The sequence below is a fragment of the Acinetobacter sp. TG2027 genome (genome assembly GCF_000302435.1).
Taxonomy (GTDB): Bacteria; Pseudomonadota; Gammaproteobacteria; order Pseudomonadales; family Moraxellaceae; genus Acinetobacter; species Acinetobacter pittii.
Genome location: NZ_AMJN01000048.1, coordinates 217609 through 234698, shown reverse-complemented (window position 1 = coordinate 234698; position 17090 = coordinate 217609). Strand labels below are relative to the sequence as shown.

The 17090-nt window shown below is 38.8% G+C and carries 16 protein-coding genes and 1 pseudogene; 8 read left to right on the top strand and 9 right to left on the bottom strand.

Going from position 1 to position 17090, the window contains the following annotated elements:
• The 4 genes and pseudogenes from B806_RS19555 to rimI all read left to right on the top strand — a co-directional run.
• A pseudogene (locus B806_RS19555) lies at positions 1-70 on the top strand (elongation factor Tu); the annotation flags it as partial.
• A 204-nt stretch (positions 71-274) separates the two neighbouring features.
• On the top strand, positions 275-1156 hold the full coding sequence (locus tag B806_RS0114025) for a metal-dependent hydrolase (protein ID WP_002121792.1): 882 nt from the start codon (positions 275-277) through the stop codon (positions 1154-1156).
• A 235-nt stretch (positions 1157-1391) separates the two neighbouring features.
• A complete protein-coding gene (locus B806_RS0114020; RefSeq protein WP_002121736.1) occupies positions 1392-2267 on the top strand; it encodes a metal-dependent hydrolase in 876 nt (291 codons plus the stop codon).
• A gap of 106 nt (positions 2268-2373) precedes the next feature.
• Entirely contained in the window at positions 2374-2835 is a 462-nt protein-coding gene (rimI, locus tag B806_RS0114015; RefSeq protein ID WP_002121701.1) for a ribosomal protein S18-alanine N-acetyltransferase, read from the top strand.
• Here rimI and B806_RS0114010 read toward each other — a convergent pair.
• The 3 genes from B806_RS0114010 to trxB form a co-directional block, all read right to left on the bottom strand.
• Positions 2821-3636: an arginyltransferase gene (locus B806_RS0114010; protein ID WP_017386721.1), complete on the bottom strand. Its 816-nt coding sequence runs from the start codon at positions 3634-3636 to the stop codon at positions 2821-2823. The genes rimI and B806_RS0114010 overlap by 15 nt on opposite strands.
• An 18-nt stretch (positions 3637-3654) precedes the next feature.
• Positions 3655-4386, bottom strand: a complete 732-nt coding sequence (aat, locus tag B806_RS0114005) for a leucyl/phenylalanyl-tRNA--protein transferase (RefSeq protein ID WP_017386720.1) — start codon at positions 4384-4386, stop codon at positions 3655-3657.
• A 122-nt stretch (positions 4387-4508) separates the two neighbouring features.
• The gene (trxB, locus tag B806_RS0114000; protein ID WP_002121722.1) at positions 4509-5456 is read right to left on the bottom strand and encodes a thioredoxin-disulfide reductase; all 948 of its coding nucleotides are present in this window, start codon (positions 5454-5456) and stop codon (positions 4509-4511) included.
• 269 nt (positions 5457-5725) lie between these two features.
• Here trxB and B806_RS0113995 point away from each other — a divergent pair, with 269 nt between their 5' ends.
• Positions 5726-8779, top strand: coding sequence for a DNA translocase FtsK (locus B806_RS0113995; protein WP_017386719.1), 3054 nt, complete (start codon positions 5726-5728; stop codon positions 8777-8779).
• 149 nt (positions 8780-8928) lie between these two features.
• The gene (rhtC, locus tag B806_RS0113990) at positions 8929-9549 is read left to right on the top strand and encodes a threonine export protein RhtC (RefSeq protein ID WP_017386718.1); all 621 of its coding nucleotides are present in this window, start codon (positions 8929-8931) and stop codon (positions 9547-9549) included.
• 41 nt (positions 9550-9590) lie between these two features.
• On the opposite strand, the gene B806_RS0113985 is transcribed toward rhtC, so the two are convergent.
• The 6 genes from B806_RS0113985 to B806_RS0113960 form a co-directional block, all read right to left on the bottom strand.
• Positions 9591-9878 (bottom strand): PA4642 family protein, encoded by a 288-nt coding sequence (locus B806_RS0113985; protein ID WP_002121755.1) that lies wholly within the window; start codon positions 9876-9878, stop codon positions 9591-9593.
• 83 nt (positions 9879-9961) lie between these two features.
• A complete protein-coding gene (minE, locus tag B806_RS0113980; RefSeq protein WP_000896934.1) occupies positions 9962-10234 on the bottom strand; it encodes a cell division topological specificity factor MinE in 273 nt (90 codons plus the stop codon).
• A 2-nt stretch (positions 10235-10236) separates the two neighbouring features.
• Positions 10237-11049, bottom strand: a complete 813-nt coding sequence (gene minD, locus B806_RS0113975) for a septum site-determining protein MinD (protein ID WP_002121719.1) — start codon at positions 11047-11049, stop codon at positions 10237-10239.
• A gap of 66 nt (positions 11050-11115) precedes the next feature.
• Positions 11116-11844: a septum site-determining protein MinC gene (minC, locus tag B806_RS0113970; protein WP_005075304.1), complete on the bottom strand. Its 729-nt coding sequence runs from the start codon at positions 11842-11844 to the stop codon at positions 11116-11118.
• Between the two features lie 120 nt (positions 11845-11964).
• A complete protein-coding gene (locus tag B806_RS0113965; protein ID WP_005803142.1) occupies positions 11965-13011 on the bottom strand; it encodes a hypothetical protein in 1047 nt (348 codons plus the stop codon).
• 16 nt (positions 13012-13027) lie between these two features.
• Entirely contained in the window at positions 13028-13954 is a 927-nt protein-coding gene (locus B806_RS0113960) for an acyltransferase (protein ID WP_005803140.1), read from the bottom strand.
• 246 nt (positions 13955-14200) lie between these two features.
• Here B806_RS0113960 and B806_RS0113955 point away from each other — a divergent pair, with 246 nt between their 5' ends.
• Entirely contained in the window at positions 14201-14854 is a 654-nt protein-coding gene (locus tag B806_RS0113955) for an OmpA family protein (RefSeq protein WP_005803139.1), read from the top strand.
• 193 nt (positions 14855-15047) lie between these two features.
• Complete coding sequence (locus B806_RS0113950; RefSeq protein ID WP_005070868.1) at positions 15048-17087, top strand: UvrD-helicase domain-containing protein; 2040 nt, start codon at positions 15048-15050, stop codon at positions 17085-17087.
• Positions 17088-17090: the final 3 nt, after the last annotated feature.

Sequence of the window (17090 nt, the reverse complement as noted above, 5' to 3'; positions counted from 1 at the left end):
TCTACGTTTTGCGATCCGTGAAGGTGGTCGTACTGTAGGTGCTGGTGTTGTTGCAAAAGTAACTGCATAATCACTTTCAGTGAAAAAAAGCGCTCTTTTTAGAGCGCTTTTTTTATACTTAATTGTCTAACAATCACTATAAAGGCTGGCCCTAACTGATATTTCAATGTCCTTATTTCCCCTTAATCCTTTTTATTAAATTTGTATGATAAGAATCAAGAAAACGAACAATAAAGTTTGAGTAACTAGGGTTACTTACTAAGGAGCTTTGGGTATGAATGCTAAAGTGAATATTACGAATCGTGCAGGTGCAAGCTTTCCAGTGCGTCGTATGAATTTTGACTTTAATGATGTACCAGAATATTGGATGAATGGTTCTGCTGGACTCACACATTTTATGACTGCATTGTCAGCATTGTTTCCGGCTGGTGAGAAATTCTTTATAGATAGTGTACGAGCAGTACGTTATCACCCAGCGATTAAAGATGATGAAGCACTCCAAAAAGAGATTAGTGCTTTCATTGGGCAAGAAGCAATGCATACTCAAGAGCATGTAAACTTCAATGCTTCTGCTCAAAAGTTTGGTCATGATGTAGAAACGTTAGAGAAATTTACCGATACGGCAATTCAAACAGCCATTAAAACTTTTGTAAAAATTGTCAAACCTTTCGGTATGACAAAAGAAATGGTTGACTTGACTGCTACAACGGCTCTTGAGCATTTTACCGCTACTATTGCGTCGCAATTATTGGTCAATAAGCACATTCAAGAGCTTATGACAGATGAGACAATGTCAACAATGTGGTATTGGCATGCGATTGAAGAAAATGAGCATAAAGCCGTAGCTTATGACGTGTACGAAGGTGTGTTTGGTAAAGGCATAAAAGCTTATGCGTTACGAACCAGTTCTTTAGTGTTTGCTATGACTTTAATCTTTTTGATTCAGTCATCCTTTGTGCTTCGTTTATTAAAGCAAGATAACAAGTTGAATTTAGATGAACTATCAGTAATTTATAAATACGGATATAGCCCATCTAAAGGTATTATTAGTGGTATGGCTAAAGAAATGTTAGCTTACTTTAAACCTGGCTTTCATCCAAATGATCTAGATACCGTTGGTCTATTGAAAACATGGAAAGCAAAATTAGGTTTATAGATTTAATTCATGATTTATAAAGGGCCGATAGTGGCCCTTTTTTATTTTTATATAATTATTTTAAAGAGATCGTGGAGCAGATAATGCACCTTTATGTGTCTATGAATGACCTCATCTGATATTTCTCTGTCCTCATCTGCACTTAATTGGTACATTGAAAGACGTATGATTATAAATATTAAGAAAATAAATAAAGTTATATGTGAATTAGCTATTCACTTAAAAGGAGTCTGAGATGAATGCTAAGGTAAATATTTCCAATCGTGCTGGCGCTAGTTTCCCTGTGCGTCGTATGGATTTTGAATTTGCTCAGGTCCCACGTTATTGGGCAAATTATGATGCAGCATTAACACATTTTATGACAGCATTATCGGCCCTTTTTCCAGAAGGTGAGCAGTTCTTTGTAAATAGTACGCGTGCCGTTCGAAATGATCCAAAGCTCGCTGATCCAGATCTTCAAAAAGAAATTAGTGCTTTTATTGGTCAAGAAGCGATGCACTCCAAAGAGCATTTAGCATTTAATGCTTCAGCACAGGCTTATGGTTATGATGTGCGCCATATGGAAAAGCAAACAGGAAAAGTCATTAAGATGGGTACAGCTGTTGTAACCAAATTAATGAAACCTTTTGGCTATACCAAAGAAATGATTGATTTGACTGGAACCTGTGCTCTAGAGCATTTCACATCGACCATTGCAGCTGAACTTTTACAAAACCCTGAAATTCAGGCCATGTTCCAAGACGACACTATGTATCATTTGTGGATGTGGCATGCAGTTGAAGAAAATGAACATAAAGCTGTCGCATTTGATGTGTATACCAGCATGTATGGACAAGGTCCGAAAGCTTATTTTATGCGTTCAACAGCCTTGATTATTGCAATGGCATTAATCTTCGCAACTCAGTCTTATTTTACTGCTAAGTTACTTAAAACTGATGATAAATTAACTTGGAAAGATACGAAGTACATGCTTAAGTTCATGTATGGTCGTAAAGGTTTTATGACTCGTCAAATTCCAGAGTTACTTGATTTTTTAAGACCAAAATTTCATCCAAATGATTCGGATACCACAGCATTGCTAGCAACTTGGCGTGAAAAATTAGGTCTTTAAAAAATACTGAAAAAAGGGCAATTCAATTGTCCTTTTTTTCGCTCGTTTTTTCTTGGGAAGTTTTTATAATACGCACTACTTTAGAATCTTCATTGCGTTGAAACTCATGATTCGTATTATGCAAAACACTGATGTGGATATTGTCGTTCAAATTGAAAAATCAGTTCAGACCCATCCGTGGTCAAGACAGCAATTTATTGAATCTTTGAACTCTTATCAATGTACAGTGATTGAGTCACAAAACAGAGTGGTTGGGTTTTGTATTTTACAGCCTGTTTTAGATGAAGCTAATTTGTTACTCATGGCAGTTGATCCTAAAATGCAAGGGCAGGGTTTAGGATATGAGTTATTAAGTGCATCAATTGAAAAATTGGAAAATCAGCCAGTACAAATCTTTTTAGAAGTTCGTGAAAGTAATAAAGCCGCTATTGGTTTATATGAAAAAACAGGCTTTCACCAAATTGATCTGCGTCGCAATTATTATCCTACCCAAGATGGTGGTCGCGAACATGCGGTCATTATGGTAAAAACCTGTACAGATGATTTCGCATCTTTATTTAATGATTAAATTATTCCATTCAGAAGGTAACGTGGTCATAAGAGACGTACCTAGTTGTTGAATTTCCTCTGGTGATAATGATCTGTTTAAACGGCGCCAGTGCCCATCGAGCAGAAGTTCTAAAGGTGTATATTGCGATTTATAGTTCATTTTGGCTGAATGAGGCACCCAATAGCCTAAGTAGAGATATTCTAAACCGAGCGATTTCACATATTCAATTTGGTTAAGAATAGAGTAAACACCCAGTGATCTGCGATGCTCATCGGGATCAAAGAATGTATAGACAGCCGATAGTCCATCATCCATTAAATCACAAGTAGAAACGCTAATGAGCCGATTGTCTTTCCAAAGCTCAAGAAAAAAACTATCTGTGCAGCTATGTACTAAAAACTTTTCAAACTGATCTAAGCTCGGCGGAAACATATCACCATCTGCATGGCGTTCATTAATATAGCGTTCGTATAAATCATAATGAATTTGAGCTGCTTGTCGCGTAGGCAGAACAGTCATGGTGAGATCTTGATTTCGTTTCCATGCTTTTTTTTGCATGCTGTTCATTTGAAAATCGGCAACTGGAACACGACAAGACAGACATTGTCTACATAAGTGACATTCAGGGCGATAAACAAAGTCGCCACTACGGCGAAAGCCTAAACGAGAAAGTTCTGAAAGAGTGACCACATCAATTCGATGGATGGGATCTAAAAACACCATGCGTGCTGATTTATTTTCTAGATAGCTACAATCATGAGGTGGAGTAATATAATACTGCAGATCATTTAAAAGGGACTTCGGGTGATATGATTTCATGATTGGTCCCTCCTGTTATCATTCCATTAATTTTGCATCTAATGCTATTGTTTTACTTGAAAATACACGTTCTTGATACTTTTTCCAATTGATAGAGGGGTGAATAATTACATCTTGTAACGATTTTAAGTAGTCTTGACGAGAAAGTGTACTGGCTCCCAGACTAATTAAGTGACTGTTTACGAGTTGGCAGTCTATCCATGGTAGCTGATTTTCTTGTCCAATGAGCATTAATGTATAAAAAGCCATTTTTGAAACATCGGTTTCGTTGCTAAACATTGACTCACCAAAACACCCTTTGCCAATCGTAACACCGTATAAACCTCCTACAAGCTCCTCTTGTTGCCATACTTCAATACTGTAACCATAACCAGCATTAAACATCTCACAGTAACCTTGAATAATATCCTCGCTAATCCATGTTTTATCTGCATAACTTCTTGGCAAAGAGCAAGAGCGAATAACTTGTTCAAAGGCATGATTTACCGTAATGGTGTAATCGTACTTTTTCATGTTCCGAATGAGTGATTTACTTGGTTTATAGTTTTGAGGGTAGATCACGCAACGAGGTTCTGGGCTCCACCAACAAATAGGCTCATCTTCATTAAACCAAGGAAAAAGACCATGGGTGTATGCTTCATATAGGGTAGAAGGGGAGAGGTCCGCTCCGATACAAATTAAACCATGCCCATCTGGATCGGCCTCAATGGGATCAGGAAAAATGAATTGGGAAAGTGGAAGTGTATTCATAAAAATAAAATAAGATGAGCTTTAAGGTTATGCTATAAAAATTAATATATGTCAGCTAGTCATTATTCTAAAAAAACAGCCGTTATAAGAACGGCTGTTTTAAAACTCTAGAAATCTATTAATTAAAGATTATCTAGATATTTTTCAGCATCTAGGGCCGCCATACAGCCAGACCCAGCAGAAGTAATCGCTTGGCGATAAATGCTGTCAGCGACGTCACCAGCAGCAAAAACACCAGCTACAGAAGTCGCTGTTGCATTACCAGAGGTACCGCTTTGCACTTGGATGTAGCCATCACGTAGGTTTAACTGGCCTTCAAACATTCCAGTGTTTGGCTTGTGACCAATTGCTACAAACAGACCATGAACCTCTACGTCTTGCTTAGAATCATCTTGAGTTGATTTAAGGCGAACACTGGTTACGCCAGTATTGTCACCCAATACTTCTTCAACTTCGTGGTTCCAGATAATGCTGATTTTGCCTTCTTTTTCTTTGGCAAATAAATGATCTTGCAAAATCTTTTCAGAACGTAAAGTATCACGGCGGTGTACAAGCGTTACATGTGAAGCAATATTTGATAAATAAAGTGCTTCTTCAACAGCAGTGTTACCACCACCTACAACCATTACTTTTTGGTTTTTGTAGAAGAAACCGTCACATGTTGCACATGCGCTTACACCTTGGCCCATAAAGTTTTGTTCAGACTCTAAACCAAGATATTGAGCTGTAGCACCAGTTGCAATAATCAAAGCGTCACATGTGTACTCTTCCATGTCACCTTTTAAAACAAAAGGACGTACATTTAAATCCACTTCGTTAATATGGTCATAGACGAGTTCTGTACCAAAGCGTTCAGCATGTGCTTGCATACGATCCATTAATGCAGGACCTGTTAAACCTTCAGGATCGCCCGGCCAGTTGTCAACTTCGGTTGTTGTTGTAAGTTGCCCACCTAGTTGTAAACCTGCAATTAAAGTAGGTTTAAGGTTTGCACGCGCTGCATATACTGCTGCACTATAGCCCGCAGGGCCAGAACCGAGAATAATTAACCGAGAATGACGAGCACTCATTGAGGGTATCCTTATTTATTTCGAGAATTTTGAAAATTATACGTGAATTTGCCGATCAATAGCGTTAAATCAATGTGGATAATATTGATCAGGTCAATCGAATTAAGTTATATAACAATATAGAAGTGCCTTATGTTAACAACAACTGTAAAGAATCATGCACCTTTTTTGTAAGAACAGGTGCATAATATAAAGTTCATTCGTTGAAGATCTAAAATATAGTTCTTCACATCTCTAAACCAATAATTAAATGGGTTACAGGACAGTATATGACTGCGGTGTCAAGTGTTTATGCACAGCGCTTATTGATGACATTATTCTTGGTTTCTTTTGGTATTTATATGTTTCTGGCAACAGTAACATATACACCATTTGACCCGGGCTGGATGCATATTTCCAGTGATACTCAGCAAGTATCCAATGCAAGTGGTATTGCTGGCGCATGGATTGCAGATTTGCTGTTTGGTTTTTTAGGATGGGCAAGTTTGCTTATTCCAATTTTCCTTTTCATTGAAGCAATTCAGGTTTGGTGGCCACGTAGTTTCCTAAACCGCCCATTTCGTTATGCTGCACAATTCTTCTTAATTTTAGTTGTATCTAGCTTACTTTATTTACACTGGAATGTGCCGGCAGATACTTTAGATAATGCAGCTGGGGGAATTATTGGTTATGAGTTAGGTCAAAGCCTATCTCAGTTGTTAACAATTTACGGTGCAACCTTATTTTTACTGGTTTTCGGGGTCGTGTTGTTTACTCTTGCATTTGGGGTGCAATGGAGTAAAACATGGGTTACGCTCAAAGCTACACCAAGTTATTTACAAGATTTATTTTATAAGAACGTATCTCCGAATGAATCGGATTATGACTTAACAACTCAACCTGCCACCAAAGCAGCCGCGGTTAAAGTTGCTGACAATGTAGAAACGAATGCTAATGCTTCAGATGAGAAAGAAGCATCAGTTCAACCTGAATCAACTCAACCGCAATCTACCACAACGCGACATGATGCGGTTGCTGAGCGCTTATTTGCAGATGTGCTAGCGAAAGAGCAGAGCCGACCTGAACCTGTTGCAGATACACCAGTTGCAAATACTCAGAACTTTGAGCATACGCTTGAACAGGCCCATAAACTTGAACGAGATAGCCAACGTTTAGTTGCGACTGGCGAAGTATGGCGTGCTTTACAGCGTGATGATGCGAGCCATAAGCAAGAAATTGATGCGCTTTTAAGAGCTGCTGATGATTCGACAGAGACAGAGCAAGTTCCTACTCATGAGCAATTTCAGCAAACAATTTCTCAGGTAAATCAAAATCAACCATCATCTAAACAAGACTTACATGGTCTTGATTGGAATGATGATGAGATTTTTGATGAGTTGCTTGCCGCGGTTCCAAACAGTAAAACTGCAACAGATGTGCATACACCATTTGTTCAAGATCACCATGTAGAAGCCGAACCAACTTCGCAATCTGTTAATATTGCGAATGAAACATCTTCAAATATTTCAAATTTAAATCAATCACCTAAAAATTTAGCAAACGAACAAGTCTTTGAAGATTTTGATGATTTATTAATAGATGAAGACATTGCCCCAACTGAACCTGTGAGAGCAAGTAGTTATGCGCAATCTTCAGCATTTGTAAAAGCTCCTATTCAAACGACTATTCAGGCCGACAAACTTTCAAAAGAAGAGTTTATTGAAGCTTGGCAGGAGACTGCTGGAAAACCGCAGGAAAATGCTGATTTTGATGAGGACGATTTCGATTTTGATGCACCGTTAACAGATGCATCAGGCCGCCCAATGTCTCGTGCAATGCAAGTTGCTAAGAAGCGTTTGGATTTACCAACTTTACCGGGCCTTGACCTACTTGATAAGGTTGATCCAAATAAGAAAGTCAACTTTACTGAAGAGCAACTTTCACGTTTATCTGAATTGCTTGAAATTAAATTGCAAGAATTTAACGTTAAAGCACAGGTGGTAGAGGCTCAACCAGGACCAGTTGTAACTCGCTTTGAGTTAGATTTGGCGCCGGGTGTTAAAGCTTCTAAGGTAACGAATATCTCACGTGACTTGGCACGTTCAATGTCGATGGCATCTGTACGTGTGGTCGAAGTTATTCCTGGTAAACCATACATTGGTATTGAAGTGCCAAACAGTGCCCGTGAAATGGTACGTTTGATTGAGTTATTGGAAACACCAACATATCGCGACCCAAGTGCATTAATTAGTATGGCGATGGGTAAAGATATTTCAGGTAATCCTGTACTCACTGATTTAGCGAAAGCACCACATATGTTGGTTGCTGGTACGACAGGTTCTGGTAAATCGGTTGCGGTCAACTCGATGATTTTATCGATGTTACTTAAATATACGCCTGACCAATTACGTTTAATTTTAATCGATCCAAAACAGCTCGAACTTGCAAACTATAATGATATTCCACATTTATTAACTCCAGTCGTTACTGACATGAAAGATGCGGTAAGTGCTTTGAACTGGTGTGTGAATGAAATGGAACGTCGTTATAAGCTTATGTCGTTCTTAAAAATTCGTAAATTAAGTGACTACAACCGTAAAGTTGAAGAAGCGATTGCGAATGGTGAAGACTTAATTGATCCGACTTGGAAGCCAAGCGACTCGGCGACACAAGAACGTGCACCTCGTTTAACGCCATTACCATCTATTGTGATTGTTGCGGATGAGTTCGCCGACATGATTATGCAGGTGGGTAAAAAAGCAGAAGAAATGATTACCCGTTTGGCACAAAAATCTCGTGCTGCTGGTATTCACCTATTGCTTGCGACTCAACGTCCCTCTGTTGATGTTATTACTGGTTTGATTAAAGCCAATATTCCAACGCGTGTAGCACTACGTGTAAACAGTAAAATTGACTCGCGTACTATTTTGGATGCAGGTGGTGCAGAAGACTTGTTAGGTCACGGTGATATGCTGTTCTTAGGACCAGGTAAAATTGAGCCGGAACGTGTGCATGGTGCTTTCATTAGTGATGATGAAGTAAACCGTATTTGTGATGCTTGGCGTGAGCGTGGCGAGCCTGATTATATTGATGAAATCTTGACTCCATTTGATGAAGAGCCTGCATCACGTGGCTTTGAAGAGGGTGAGGGTGGTTCTGACCGAGATGCACTCTATGATCAATGTGTGTCATTCGTATTAGAAACTCGAAAAGCGTCTACATCTTCGCTACAGCGCAAATTTAGCCTTGGTTATAACCGTGCCGCTCGTATCATTGATCAAATGGAAGAGAACGGCATTGTGAGCTCAATGGGCCCTAATGGTAAGCGGGATATTCTAGTTTAATACGTATAATTTAAGCCTCTTCGGAGGTTTTTTTATAACTTAAATAAAGTGAACCTATTTATAAATGACTTAAAGATTTTATCGTCTAGTAAAAAATGCTAATGTATTTTCCCTAAATAAATAACAATGAATTAAATTAGGAGAAAGACATGTTATTAGCTTTGATTACTTTAGCCTTTATTCACTTTTGTGCGCTTATCACTCCTGGGCCTGATTTTTTTCTTGTATCTCAAACCGCCATTAGCCGGTCTCGTAAAGACGCTATGCTGGTCGTTGCTGGTATAACGGTGGGTGTTATGTTTTGGGCGTGCTTGGCACTGATGGGATTAAATCTTATATTTGAGAAAATGGCTTGGTTAAAGCAAGGATTGCTCATTGCTGGTGGCTTATATCTATGTTGGTTGGGCTATCAGATGCTACGTTCGGCTTTTTCAAAAAATCAGCAAGAGGGCAGTGTTGCTGTTGAGCTCCCAAAAGCACCTTACTTATTTTTTATTAAAGGTTTGATAACCAATTTATCAAATCCAAAAGCTGTTATTTATTTTGGTAGTGTTTTCTCTTTATTTTTAGCTAATCCTCAACTTGATCAGGTTCACTGGCTACTATTTATTATTGTCACGGTCGAGACAATTTTATGGTTCTGCTTTGTGACTTTTATTTTTTCATTACCGAGTTTTAGAGCAGCTTATCGTAATTTTTCAAAATGGATTGATGGTATTTCGGGTGGTATTTTTACCGTATTTGGTATTTTCCTGATTGGTAATCGATAAGTCTAGATAAGAAAAAAGCCTCTTTTAGAGGCTTTTTATTTTTAAGCAAACTTTGCTAGAACTTCTAAAAATGGTGCTGATTGACGCGGAAACTTAGCAATTACATCATGGATGCGTTGGCCTTCAGGATCTTTGGCATTAATATCGCGTCCGTCCGCAATAAATTGCGTTAAAAGACGCTCATAGTCTGTTGGGCGCATATGTTTGAATGCATGGTAGAGCACATGAAAATCTGCATTCACACCACTTGGAGGAAGTTGGTTGAGGTAGGCAAAAACACGCTCATCGGACCATTCTTCATTGAAAGTTGCTGGCTGTGATAATGCCATGACAATCTCCTCATTTTAAAAAAGGCAAAATAACTTGCGTTATTTTGCCTTGATTCTGATTTATTGAATAGTCAGAAATAGAATTATCGTTCTTCAGGTAAATTGATATTCATTTCTAACATTTCGATATTGGCTTCAGAGCGAACTTGCATTTGGATATGCTGTTCACCTACACCGCTAACATAACGACTAACCACTTGCATGATTTCTTTTTTCATCTGATCAATTTTGTCTTGGCTTAAACGGCGGCCTAAACCTTGTTCAGAAGCAACAATAACTTTCAAACGATCTTTGGCAGTTTGAGCACTTGATGGTTTTTCTTCGCTGCTAAATAATTTACTCCAGAATCCTGCCATATCTACGCTCCAAATAGTCGTGCTAACCAGCCTTTAGGTTGAGCTGTGATGTGTCGATAAGGACGGTCTTCGCCAAGGAAGCGTGCAACCAAATCATCATACCCCTGACCAGCTTTAGTTTCTGAATACAGAATAACTGGCTTACCTTCGTTTGATGCTTGTAATACACTTGGACATTCTGGAATAACACCTAATGTCGGTACGCGTAAAATATCTTTAGAAATATCATCAATTGTCAGCATTTCCTGACGGTCAGCACGTTCCGGGTTAAAACGTGTAATACATAAATGTTTACGTATACGCCCTTCGTTGTGTTCAACTTTCTTGGTCTTGCTATCTAACATACCAATAATACGGTCAGAGTCACGTACTGAAGAGATTTCAGGGTTTGTTACAATGATTGCTTCATCTGCATGATACATGGCTAAAATCGCGCCACGCTCGATCCCTGCAGGTGAGTCACAAATGATGTAATCAAATTCTTGAGATAGCTCATCAATAACACGAGCAACACCTTCGTCGCTCAACGCATCTTTATCACGTGTTTGTGAAGCCGGTAAAATATAAAGGTTTTCGATATCTTTATCGCGAATAAGGGCTTGCTGCAGACGTGCTTCGTTATTAATAACATTAACAAAATCATAAACAACACGACGCTCACAACCCATAATCAAATCAAGGTTACGTAAGCCTACATCAAAATCAATCACAACAGTTTTATGACCACGAAGGGCTAAACCTGTTGCAAAAGATGCGCTCGTTGTAGTTTTACCTACACCACCTTTGCCTGATGTTACGACAACAATTTTGGCCACCGAATCCACTCCTATTATGGTCATACACCCTTAAAAGGGCTGTTTTTTGGTGATTTGCTTAATAAATTAAAGTTCTAGAGCTTCAAATTCAAGCTCTTGCTTTTCATTTAAATAAATATGTACTGGTTTTTTTACCACATGTTTAGGGATATCATCTGCGACACAATACGTTCCGGCAATGGAAACGAGCTCAGCCTCTAAAGATTGGCAAAAAATGCGTGCAGCTGCGTGCCCGCCCGCACCAGCAATGACTCTACCACGAACTGTGCCATAAATATGTATATTTCCTGAAGCGATCACCTCGGAACCACTATTCATGCCAGCCTTTAAAATAATATCGCCGTTATCTTGTACAAGGGATTGGCCTGTACGCAAAATTTCATCATGATAAGAGGTAATATGAGCGACCGCTATCTTGTTTAGTGGTTTTTTTGTTTCTGCTGAAGACGAGGCAGGAGCTGTAGCAGGTTTTTCCACAATAGCCACTTGTTCAGCTGTCGCTTTAATGCGTTGTAATGGTTGATCTGCCGGTAAAACAGGGAATTGAATAGCGCGAGCCTCATCTCCTAAAATACCGTCGATTACCGCCATTGGTTGTAAACCCAAGCTCACCAGAAGTTGAATCAATGCAATTAACTCTTGCTCAACTGTACTGTCAATAATCACTAAAGTTCCTTGATAGGAACCTTCATTTAAAATATTTGATAATTGCTGGCGGATCACATCATGATCATTGGTATCGAAGGTTATCCTGCTAAAGTTAACCATTCTGCCGGTAATCCGTATATCAGCCATAAGTCTTCCTTCAAGGCGTTAAACGAGCTGTAATATCGTTAAGTTTATTGTAAATAGGGCAAATGCTAGAACAATTCGTGCCAATTCTCTAGCGTGATTTATAAAAAATTAAATAAATGCTTATTCTTTGATTCGATCATACTCCGCAAGGGTTTGTTGCCATTGTTTGACCTTGACTTGTTTACGTACAGACTCCAGTGTCTCGAACACTACAGATTCAACCAATTGCTCAAGCTGACGATTATTAATATTGATTTCACTTACTCTTTGAGAAATTAATTGATAAGTAGGATTTGGAGCATCTTGAGATCCCTCAATTAAAGGTTCAATTAAACCTGCACTAATATTTTCACCTAATCTTTGACCAATGCTTTGAATTTGCTGTTCAATGCGGCCACCGACTAAAGGAATTAAGCGTAATAATTGAGTTAGCTCAGGCGTATCAATAATGGCTTGATCTACAATTTTGCCCACACCTTTTGTAATGGCAGGCTTTTGTTCTTTTAAAGCGGTGGCTAAAGATTCTTGTAATAATGCGGTTAGAGCGACAGTAAATTGCTCACGATGATGATTAACCAAGTCATGAATAATCTGTTTATGGCTAGAACTGGTTTCAAGTTCATATCTAATGCCATCAATCACGGTAATTACAACGCGGTCAGATAGTTCTTCCATTACGACGCGATAATAAAATAGCCCAGTTTTTCGCCAGCTTTCAGGAACAACTGGATAGCCCAACTCATGTAAGCGATAAGCAATAATCCCAGCGCGGAATAAACGTAAAAAACGGAGCTGAGGAATAATAGCTAAAATTTCATACCAGTGAATAAACGGGAAAAAGAACCAACGCTTATGGTGCTTGTTGATGATCGCAATAGCCCAGCGTACAAGCAGCTCAATAATTAAAAAACCAATAAACCAAGCTTCTGATGTAATCACCCACGGATGTAGTGAAGTACGATAAAAGCTGAGTACTTGGGGCAAGTGAATATGTTCGAAGAACCATGCCCCAATACTGCTCATTAAAAAGAAATTAGTTGCAAGACAGAACAAGTTAAAAATGATAATAAACACCATAAAGATGTCGTAGACCAAAAACAGCTTAAATGAAAGGCTGTTTGGGTCTACATGATGGTATTTCGTTTTTTTCCCAGAACTGTTTTGCATAATAACGGGTGCTTTCTTAAATATTTGCAGTGGTATATTGAGACTTCATTTGCTCAATAAGTTGATCTTTTTCGGTCCAAATGTCATGAACCCATTGCTGGAAACGTTCACGATAAGCCGCGTCATCTTCATAGTTGCCGCCAAGTACCCAGTCTGGAATTTCAATTTTACGTAAGTTAACCGCAATTTTTGAAACATCCCCAAGCCAGAAATCGCTATATCCTGGTACGCCATCAGGATAGACGATGGTCATATCAACTAGGGCATCAATTTTGTCACCCAAGATGTTTAATGCAAGCGCTAAGCCACCTGCTTTGGGTTTTAGCAAATGCTTATAAGGGGATTTTTGCTGGTCATGTTTTTCTTGAGTAAATCGAGTTCCTTCCAAATAATTTAATAATGTAAAGGGTTGACTTAAAAGCTGCTCACAGGCTTTACGCGCTTCCATCATGTCACGGTCTTTAAGTTCAGGATTCTTTGCAATCTGTTCTTTGGTGTGACGTTTCATCATTGGGAAGCCTAAAATTTTAAATGCTTGCCCAACAAAAGGAATAAAGATGAGTTCCCATTTAGTAAAGAAACGGGTTAGAGGCATACGGGTTAAACCGAAATATTGATTTACAGTCGTGTCTACCCAACTTTGATGATTACAGGTCATGAGATAACGACCTTGCATATTCAGATCAAGTCCTTCATCAATGGTAATGTCCCATTTTAGATTGGGTAGAACATGGTCAATTAACCAATTATTTACCCCTAACCAGCTATTTGTAATTTGAATATTAGTTTCATCTATTTTTGATGATTTTTTTAATAGCTTGGTCAGACCTAATGCAAGAACAGGAGGACCATGAAAAAAAGTACTTCCTGTAATGACTGTACCTACAGTGAGTCCACGTGTAATTTTTTTTAGCGCAGATTGTTTATTGGGTGCAGTTGACATATAAAAGACCCCGAATGTCTCAAATCCATAGAAAAGTTGTTCAACTATAACTGTCATAATATGAAATACAACGATATCTTAGACAACAATGAAGAAATTGTGATGAGCTAGCATCTTAAAGTGCATCAAAATATTACAAAAACATAACTAAACTGTTTATTATTAACAAAATATCAATGTTTTATACTTCCTTTTTGTTTCATTATTCATTCAGACAACAAAACACACAAAGTGAGGAGGCATGCAATGCGTGCATTAGTTATTTCAACAGTGGTAGGGGCAGCAGTAGTTCTTTCTGGTTGTCAAACAACTGGTAATAATCTTGGTGGCGTTGAATACGATAAAGCCGCATTAGGTACTTTAATTGGTGCAGCAGCTGGTTATGGTATTTCTAAATCAAATGCAAACTCTAGCCGTCAAAACAACCGTGCTGCGGCAATTGGTGCAGTTCTTGGTGCTGGTGGTGGTGTATATCTTGACCAGAAAGAGAAAAAATTACGTCAACAAATGGCGGGTACTGGTGTAGACGTTGGCCGTAACCCAGATGGTTCTGTTCAATTGATCATGCCTGGTAGCATTACTTTTGATACAAACAAATCAAACATCAAGCCAAACTTCTACGCAACTTTAAACAAAGTGGCTCAAACTTTGGCTGAAGATAACAAGAGTGCAATTCTTGTAACTGGTTATACTGATAACACTGGTAATGATTCAATTAACATTCCATTATCACAAGCACGCGCTCAATCAGTACGTAGTTATTTAGCTAGCCAAGGCGTATCTGCTAGCCGTATCGACGCGCAAGGTTATGGTTCATCTAACCCGATCGCAGATAACTCAACTGCATCTGGCCGTGAACAAAACCGCCGTGTAGAAATCAGCATTTATGCTAAACAATAAGATCTAGTTTATTGTTTCAAAAACCACCTTCGGGTGGTTTTTTTATGGGTGCAGTACAAGAAATAATCACGACATTCTGCGGCGCATAAATTGCATTATTAGACATCATTTATACATATCCGTAGATTTACTATTGGGATTCTAAAAAAGAGATGACTATAATCATGCTCGAAAAATTAAGAGGTAATACACGATGTCATCTGCCAGTCAATTGAACAACAAGCAAGAAGAAGCCATGAAATATACTCAGGGCCCTTTATTGGTGCTTGCTGGCGCTGGTTCAGGTAAAACATCGGTAATTACGCGTAAAATTGCCTATTTGGTGCAACATTGCCGTATTCCTGCGCATCGTATAACCGCGATGACCTTCACAAACAAAGCTGCACGTGAAATGAAAGAACGTGTGACTAAGCTTTTGTCACGTGAAGAAGCAAAAGGTTTATCTGTTTCTACCTTCCATACTTTTGGTTTAAATCTTTTACGTTTAGAACTTAAAAATTTACCTTTAAAAGCTAATTTTTCGATTTTGGATGCAGACGACTGTAAACGTATTTTGATGGATTTGATGCATCGTGACAATTTATCGGGTGCAGAGAGTAAAGAATTAATTGCCAAGGCAATGAAGAAAATTTCAGATTGGAAAAACGATCTGATTTTGCCTGAACAAGCGCATTCGACTTGTGAAACACCAGAAGATGTCCAGTTTGCTCATCTTTATCAACTTTATGAACGTAATTTACGTGCCTACAATGCTGTCGATTTTGATGACTTGATTGTTATGCCAACACGCTTATTGCAAGAAAATGCAGAAGTACGTGACAAGTGGCAAAACCGTGTCCGTTATTTATTAGTCGATGAATATCAAGATACCAACACCGCGCAGTATATTTTGGTCAAACTTTTAGTTGGGGTAATGGGGCAGTTCACCGCGGTAGGTGATGATGACCAGTCGATTTACGCATGGCGTGGTGCTAAGCCTGAAAATATGGCATTGCTTAAACAAGATTTCCCAAATCTACATATTATTAAGCTTGAACAAAATTACCGTTCGACCAGCCGTATTTTAAAAGCAGCTAACTGTGTGATTCAAAACAACCCACATATTTTTGACAAGAAATTGTGGAGTGATAAAGGACATGGGGAAGTCATCCGAATCATTACATGTCGTAATGATGACGATGAAGCAGAGCGCGTGGTAAAAGACTTACTGACTCATAAGCTGATGAACGGTAAGAACTGGAAAGATTATGCTGTGTTGTACCGCGGAAACTTTCAGGCACGTGTGTTAGAAACCCAGCTTCGTCAAATGCAAATTCCGTATAAACTCTCTGGCGGTACATCGTTCTTCGCCCGTGCAGAAATTAAAGACGTGATGAGTTACTTACGTCTTATTATTAATCCAGAAGATGACAGTGCTTTCTTACGAATTATTAATACGCCTAAACGTGCGATTGGCCCTGTTACTCTAGAGAAGCTAGGTTTATTTTCACAAGAAAATAATTTGTCTTTACTCGGTGCTTCTGCTGACCAGCGTTTAAGTATGGTGCTTCCTAAAAAGGCAGAAACACAGCTTCATGAGTTTGCTGACTTTATTGCGACATTTACTCGTGAATTGTTGGAAGATGATGAGCCTGTGCCTAAAGTTCGTCAAATGATGAATGAAGCGGGTTATATGGATTACGTTCGCGAACAGTCAGCTACACCTGCACAAGAGAAAAGTAAACTCGATAACATCGAGAATTTATTTACCAGTATTCAAAATCTGATTAATCGTGCAGAAGATGTTGATGAAAAGAATATTGAAAGTGTTATCCGAAAACTAGTTTTGCTCGATCTGTTAGAACAGCAGCAGGAAGAAGAAGATACAGACAAAGTGAACCTTCTTACTTTGCATGCAGCAAAAGGTCTGGAATTCCCATATGTGTACATTATGGGACTTGAAGAAGAACTATTGCCTCACAAGAACTCGATTGCAGCAGAAACCATTGAGGAAGAGCGCCGTCTCATGTACGTGGGAATTACACGTGCACGCCAAGGTTTAACGTTAACTCTAGCGGAACAGCGTAAAAATGGTGGACAGATGAAACAAATGACGCCTAGCCGTTTCCTTGATGAGCTTCCGCAAGATGAGCTTGAGTGGTTAGGGCGTAAAAAGAAAATTGCGGCTAATGTTGATCCTAAAGAACAGGCTCAACAATATCTGGCAAATTTAAAAGCTTTATTAAAGCGTTAATTT

What these genes read in the sequence shown, in the direction of transcription:
- B806_RS0114025 (WP_002121792.1), top strand. Translation starts at nt 275, where the DNA reads ATGAATGCTAAAGTGAATATTACGAATCGTGCAGGTGCAAGCTTTCCA.
- B806_RS0114020 (WP_002121736.1), top strand. Translation starts at nt 1,392, where the DNA reads ATGAATGCTAAGGTAAATATTTCCAATCGTGCTGGCGCTAGTTTCCCT.
- rimI (WP_002121701.1), top strand. Translation starts at nt 2,374, where the DNA reads ATGATTCGTATTATGCAAAACACTGATGTGGATATTGTCGTTCAAATT.
- B806_RS0114010 (WP_017386721.1), bottom strand. Translation starts at nt 3,636, where the DNA reads ATGAAATCATATCACCCGAAGTCCCTTTTAAATGATCTGCAGTATTAT.
- aat (WP_017386720.1), bottom strand. Translation starts at nt 4,386, where the DNA reads ATGAATACACTTCCACTTTCCCAATTCATTTTTCCTGATCCCATTGAG.
- trxB (WP_002121722.1), bottom strand. Translation starts at nt 5,456, where the DNA reads ATGAGTGCTCGTCATTCTCGGTTAATTATTCTCGGTTCTGGCCCTGCG.
- B806_RS0113995 (WP_017386719.1), top strand. Translation starts at nt 5,726, where the DNA reads ATGACTGCGGTGTCAAGTGTTTATGCACAGCGCTTATTGATGACATTA.
- rhtC (WP_017386718.1), top strand. Translation starts at nt 8,929, where the DNA reads ATGTTATTAGCTTTGATTACTTTAGCCTTTATTCACTTTTGTGCGCTT.
- B806_RS0113985 (WP_002121755.1), bottom strand. Translation starts at nt 9,878, where the DNA reads ATGGCATTATCACAGCCAGCAACTTTCAATGAAGAATGGTCCGATGAG.
- minE (WP_000896934.1), bottom strand. Translation starts at nt 10,234, where the DNA reads ATGGCAGGATTCTGGAGTAAATTATTTAGCAGCGAAGAAAAACCATCA.
- minC (WP_005075304.1), bottom strand. Translation starts at nt 11,844, where the DNA reads ATGGCTGATATACGGATTACCGGCAGAATGGTTAACTTTAGCAGGATA.
- B806_RS0113965 (WP_005803142.1), bottom strand. Translation starts at nt 13,011, where the DNA reads ATGCAAAACAGTTCTGGGAAAAAAACGAAATACCATCATGTAGACCCA.
- B806_RS0113960 (WP_005803140.1), bottom strand. Translation starts at nt 13,954, where the DNA reads ATGTCAACTGCACCCAATAAACAATCTGCGCTAAAAAAAATTACACGT.
- B806_RS0113955 (WP_005803139.1), top strand. Translation starts at nt 14,201, where the DNA reads ATGCGTGCATTAGTTATTTCAACAGTGGTAGGGGCAGCAGTAGTTCTT.
- B806_RS0113950 (WP_005070868.1), top strand. Translation starts at nt 15,048, where the DNA reads ATGTCATCTGCCAGTCAATTGAACAACAAGCAAGAAGAAGCCATGAAA.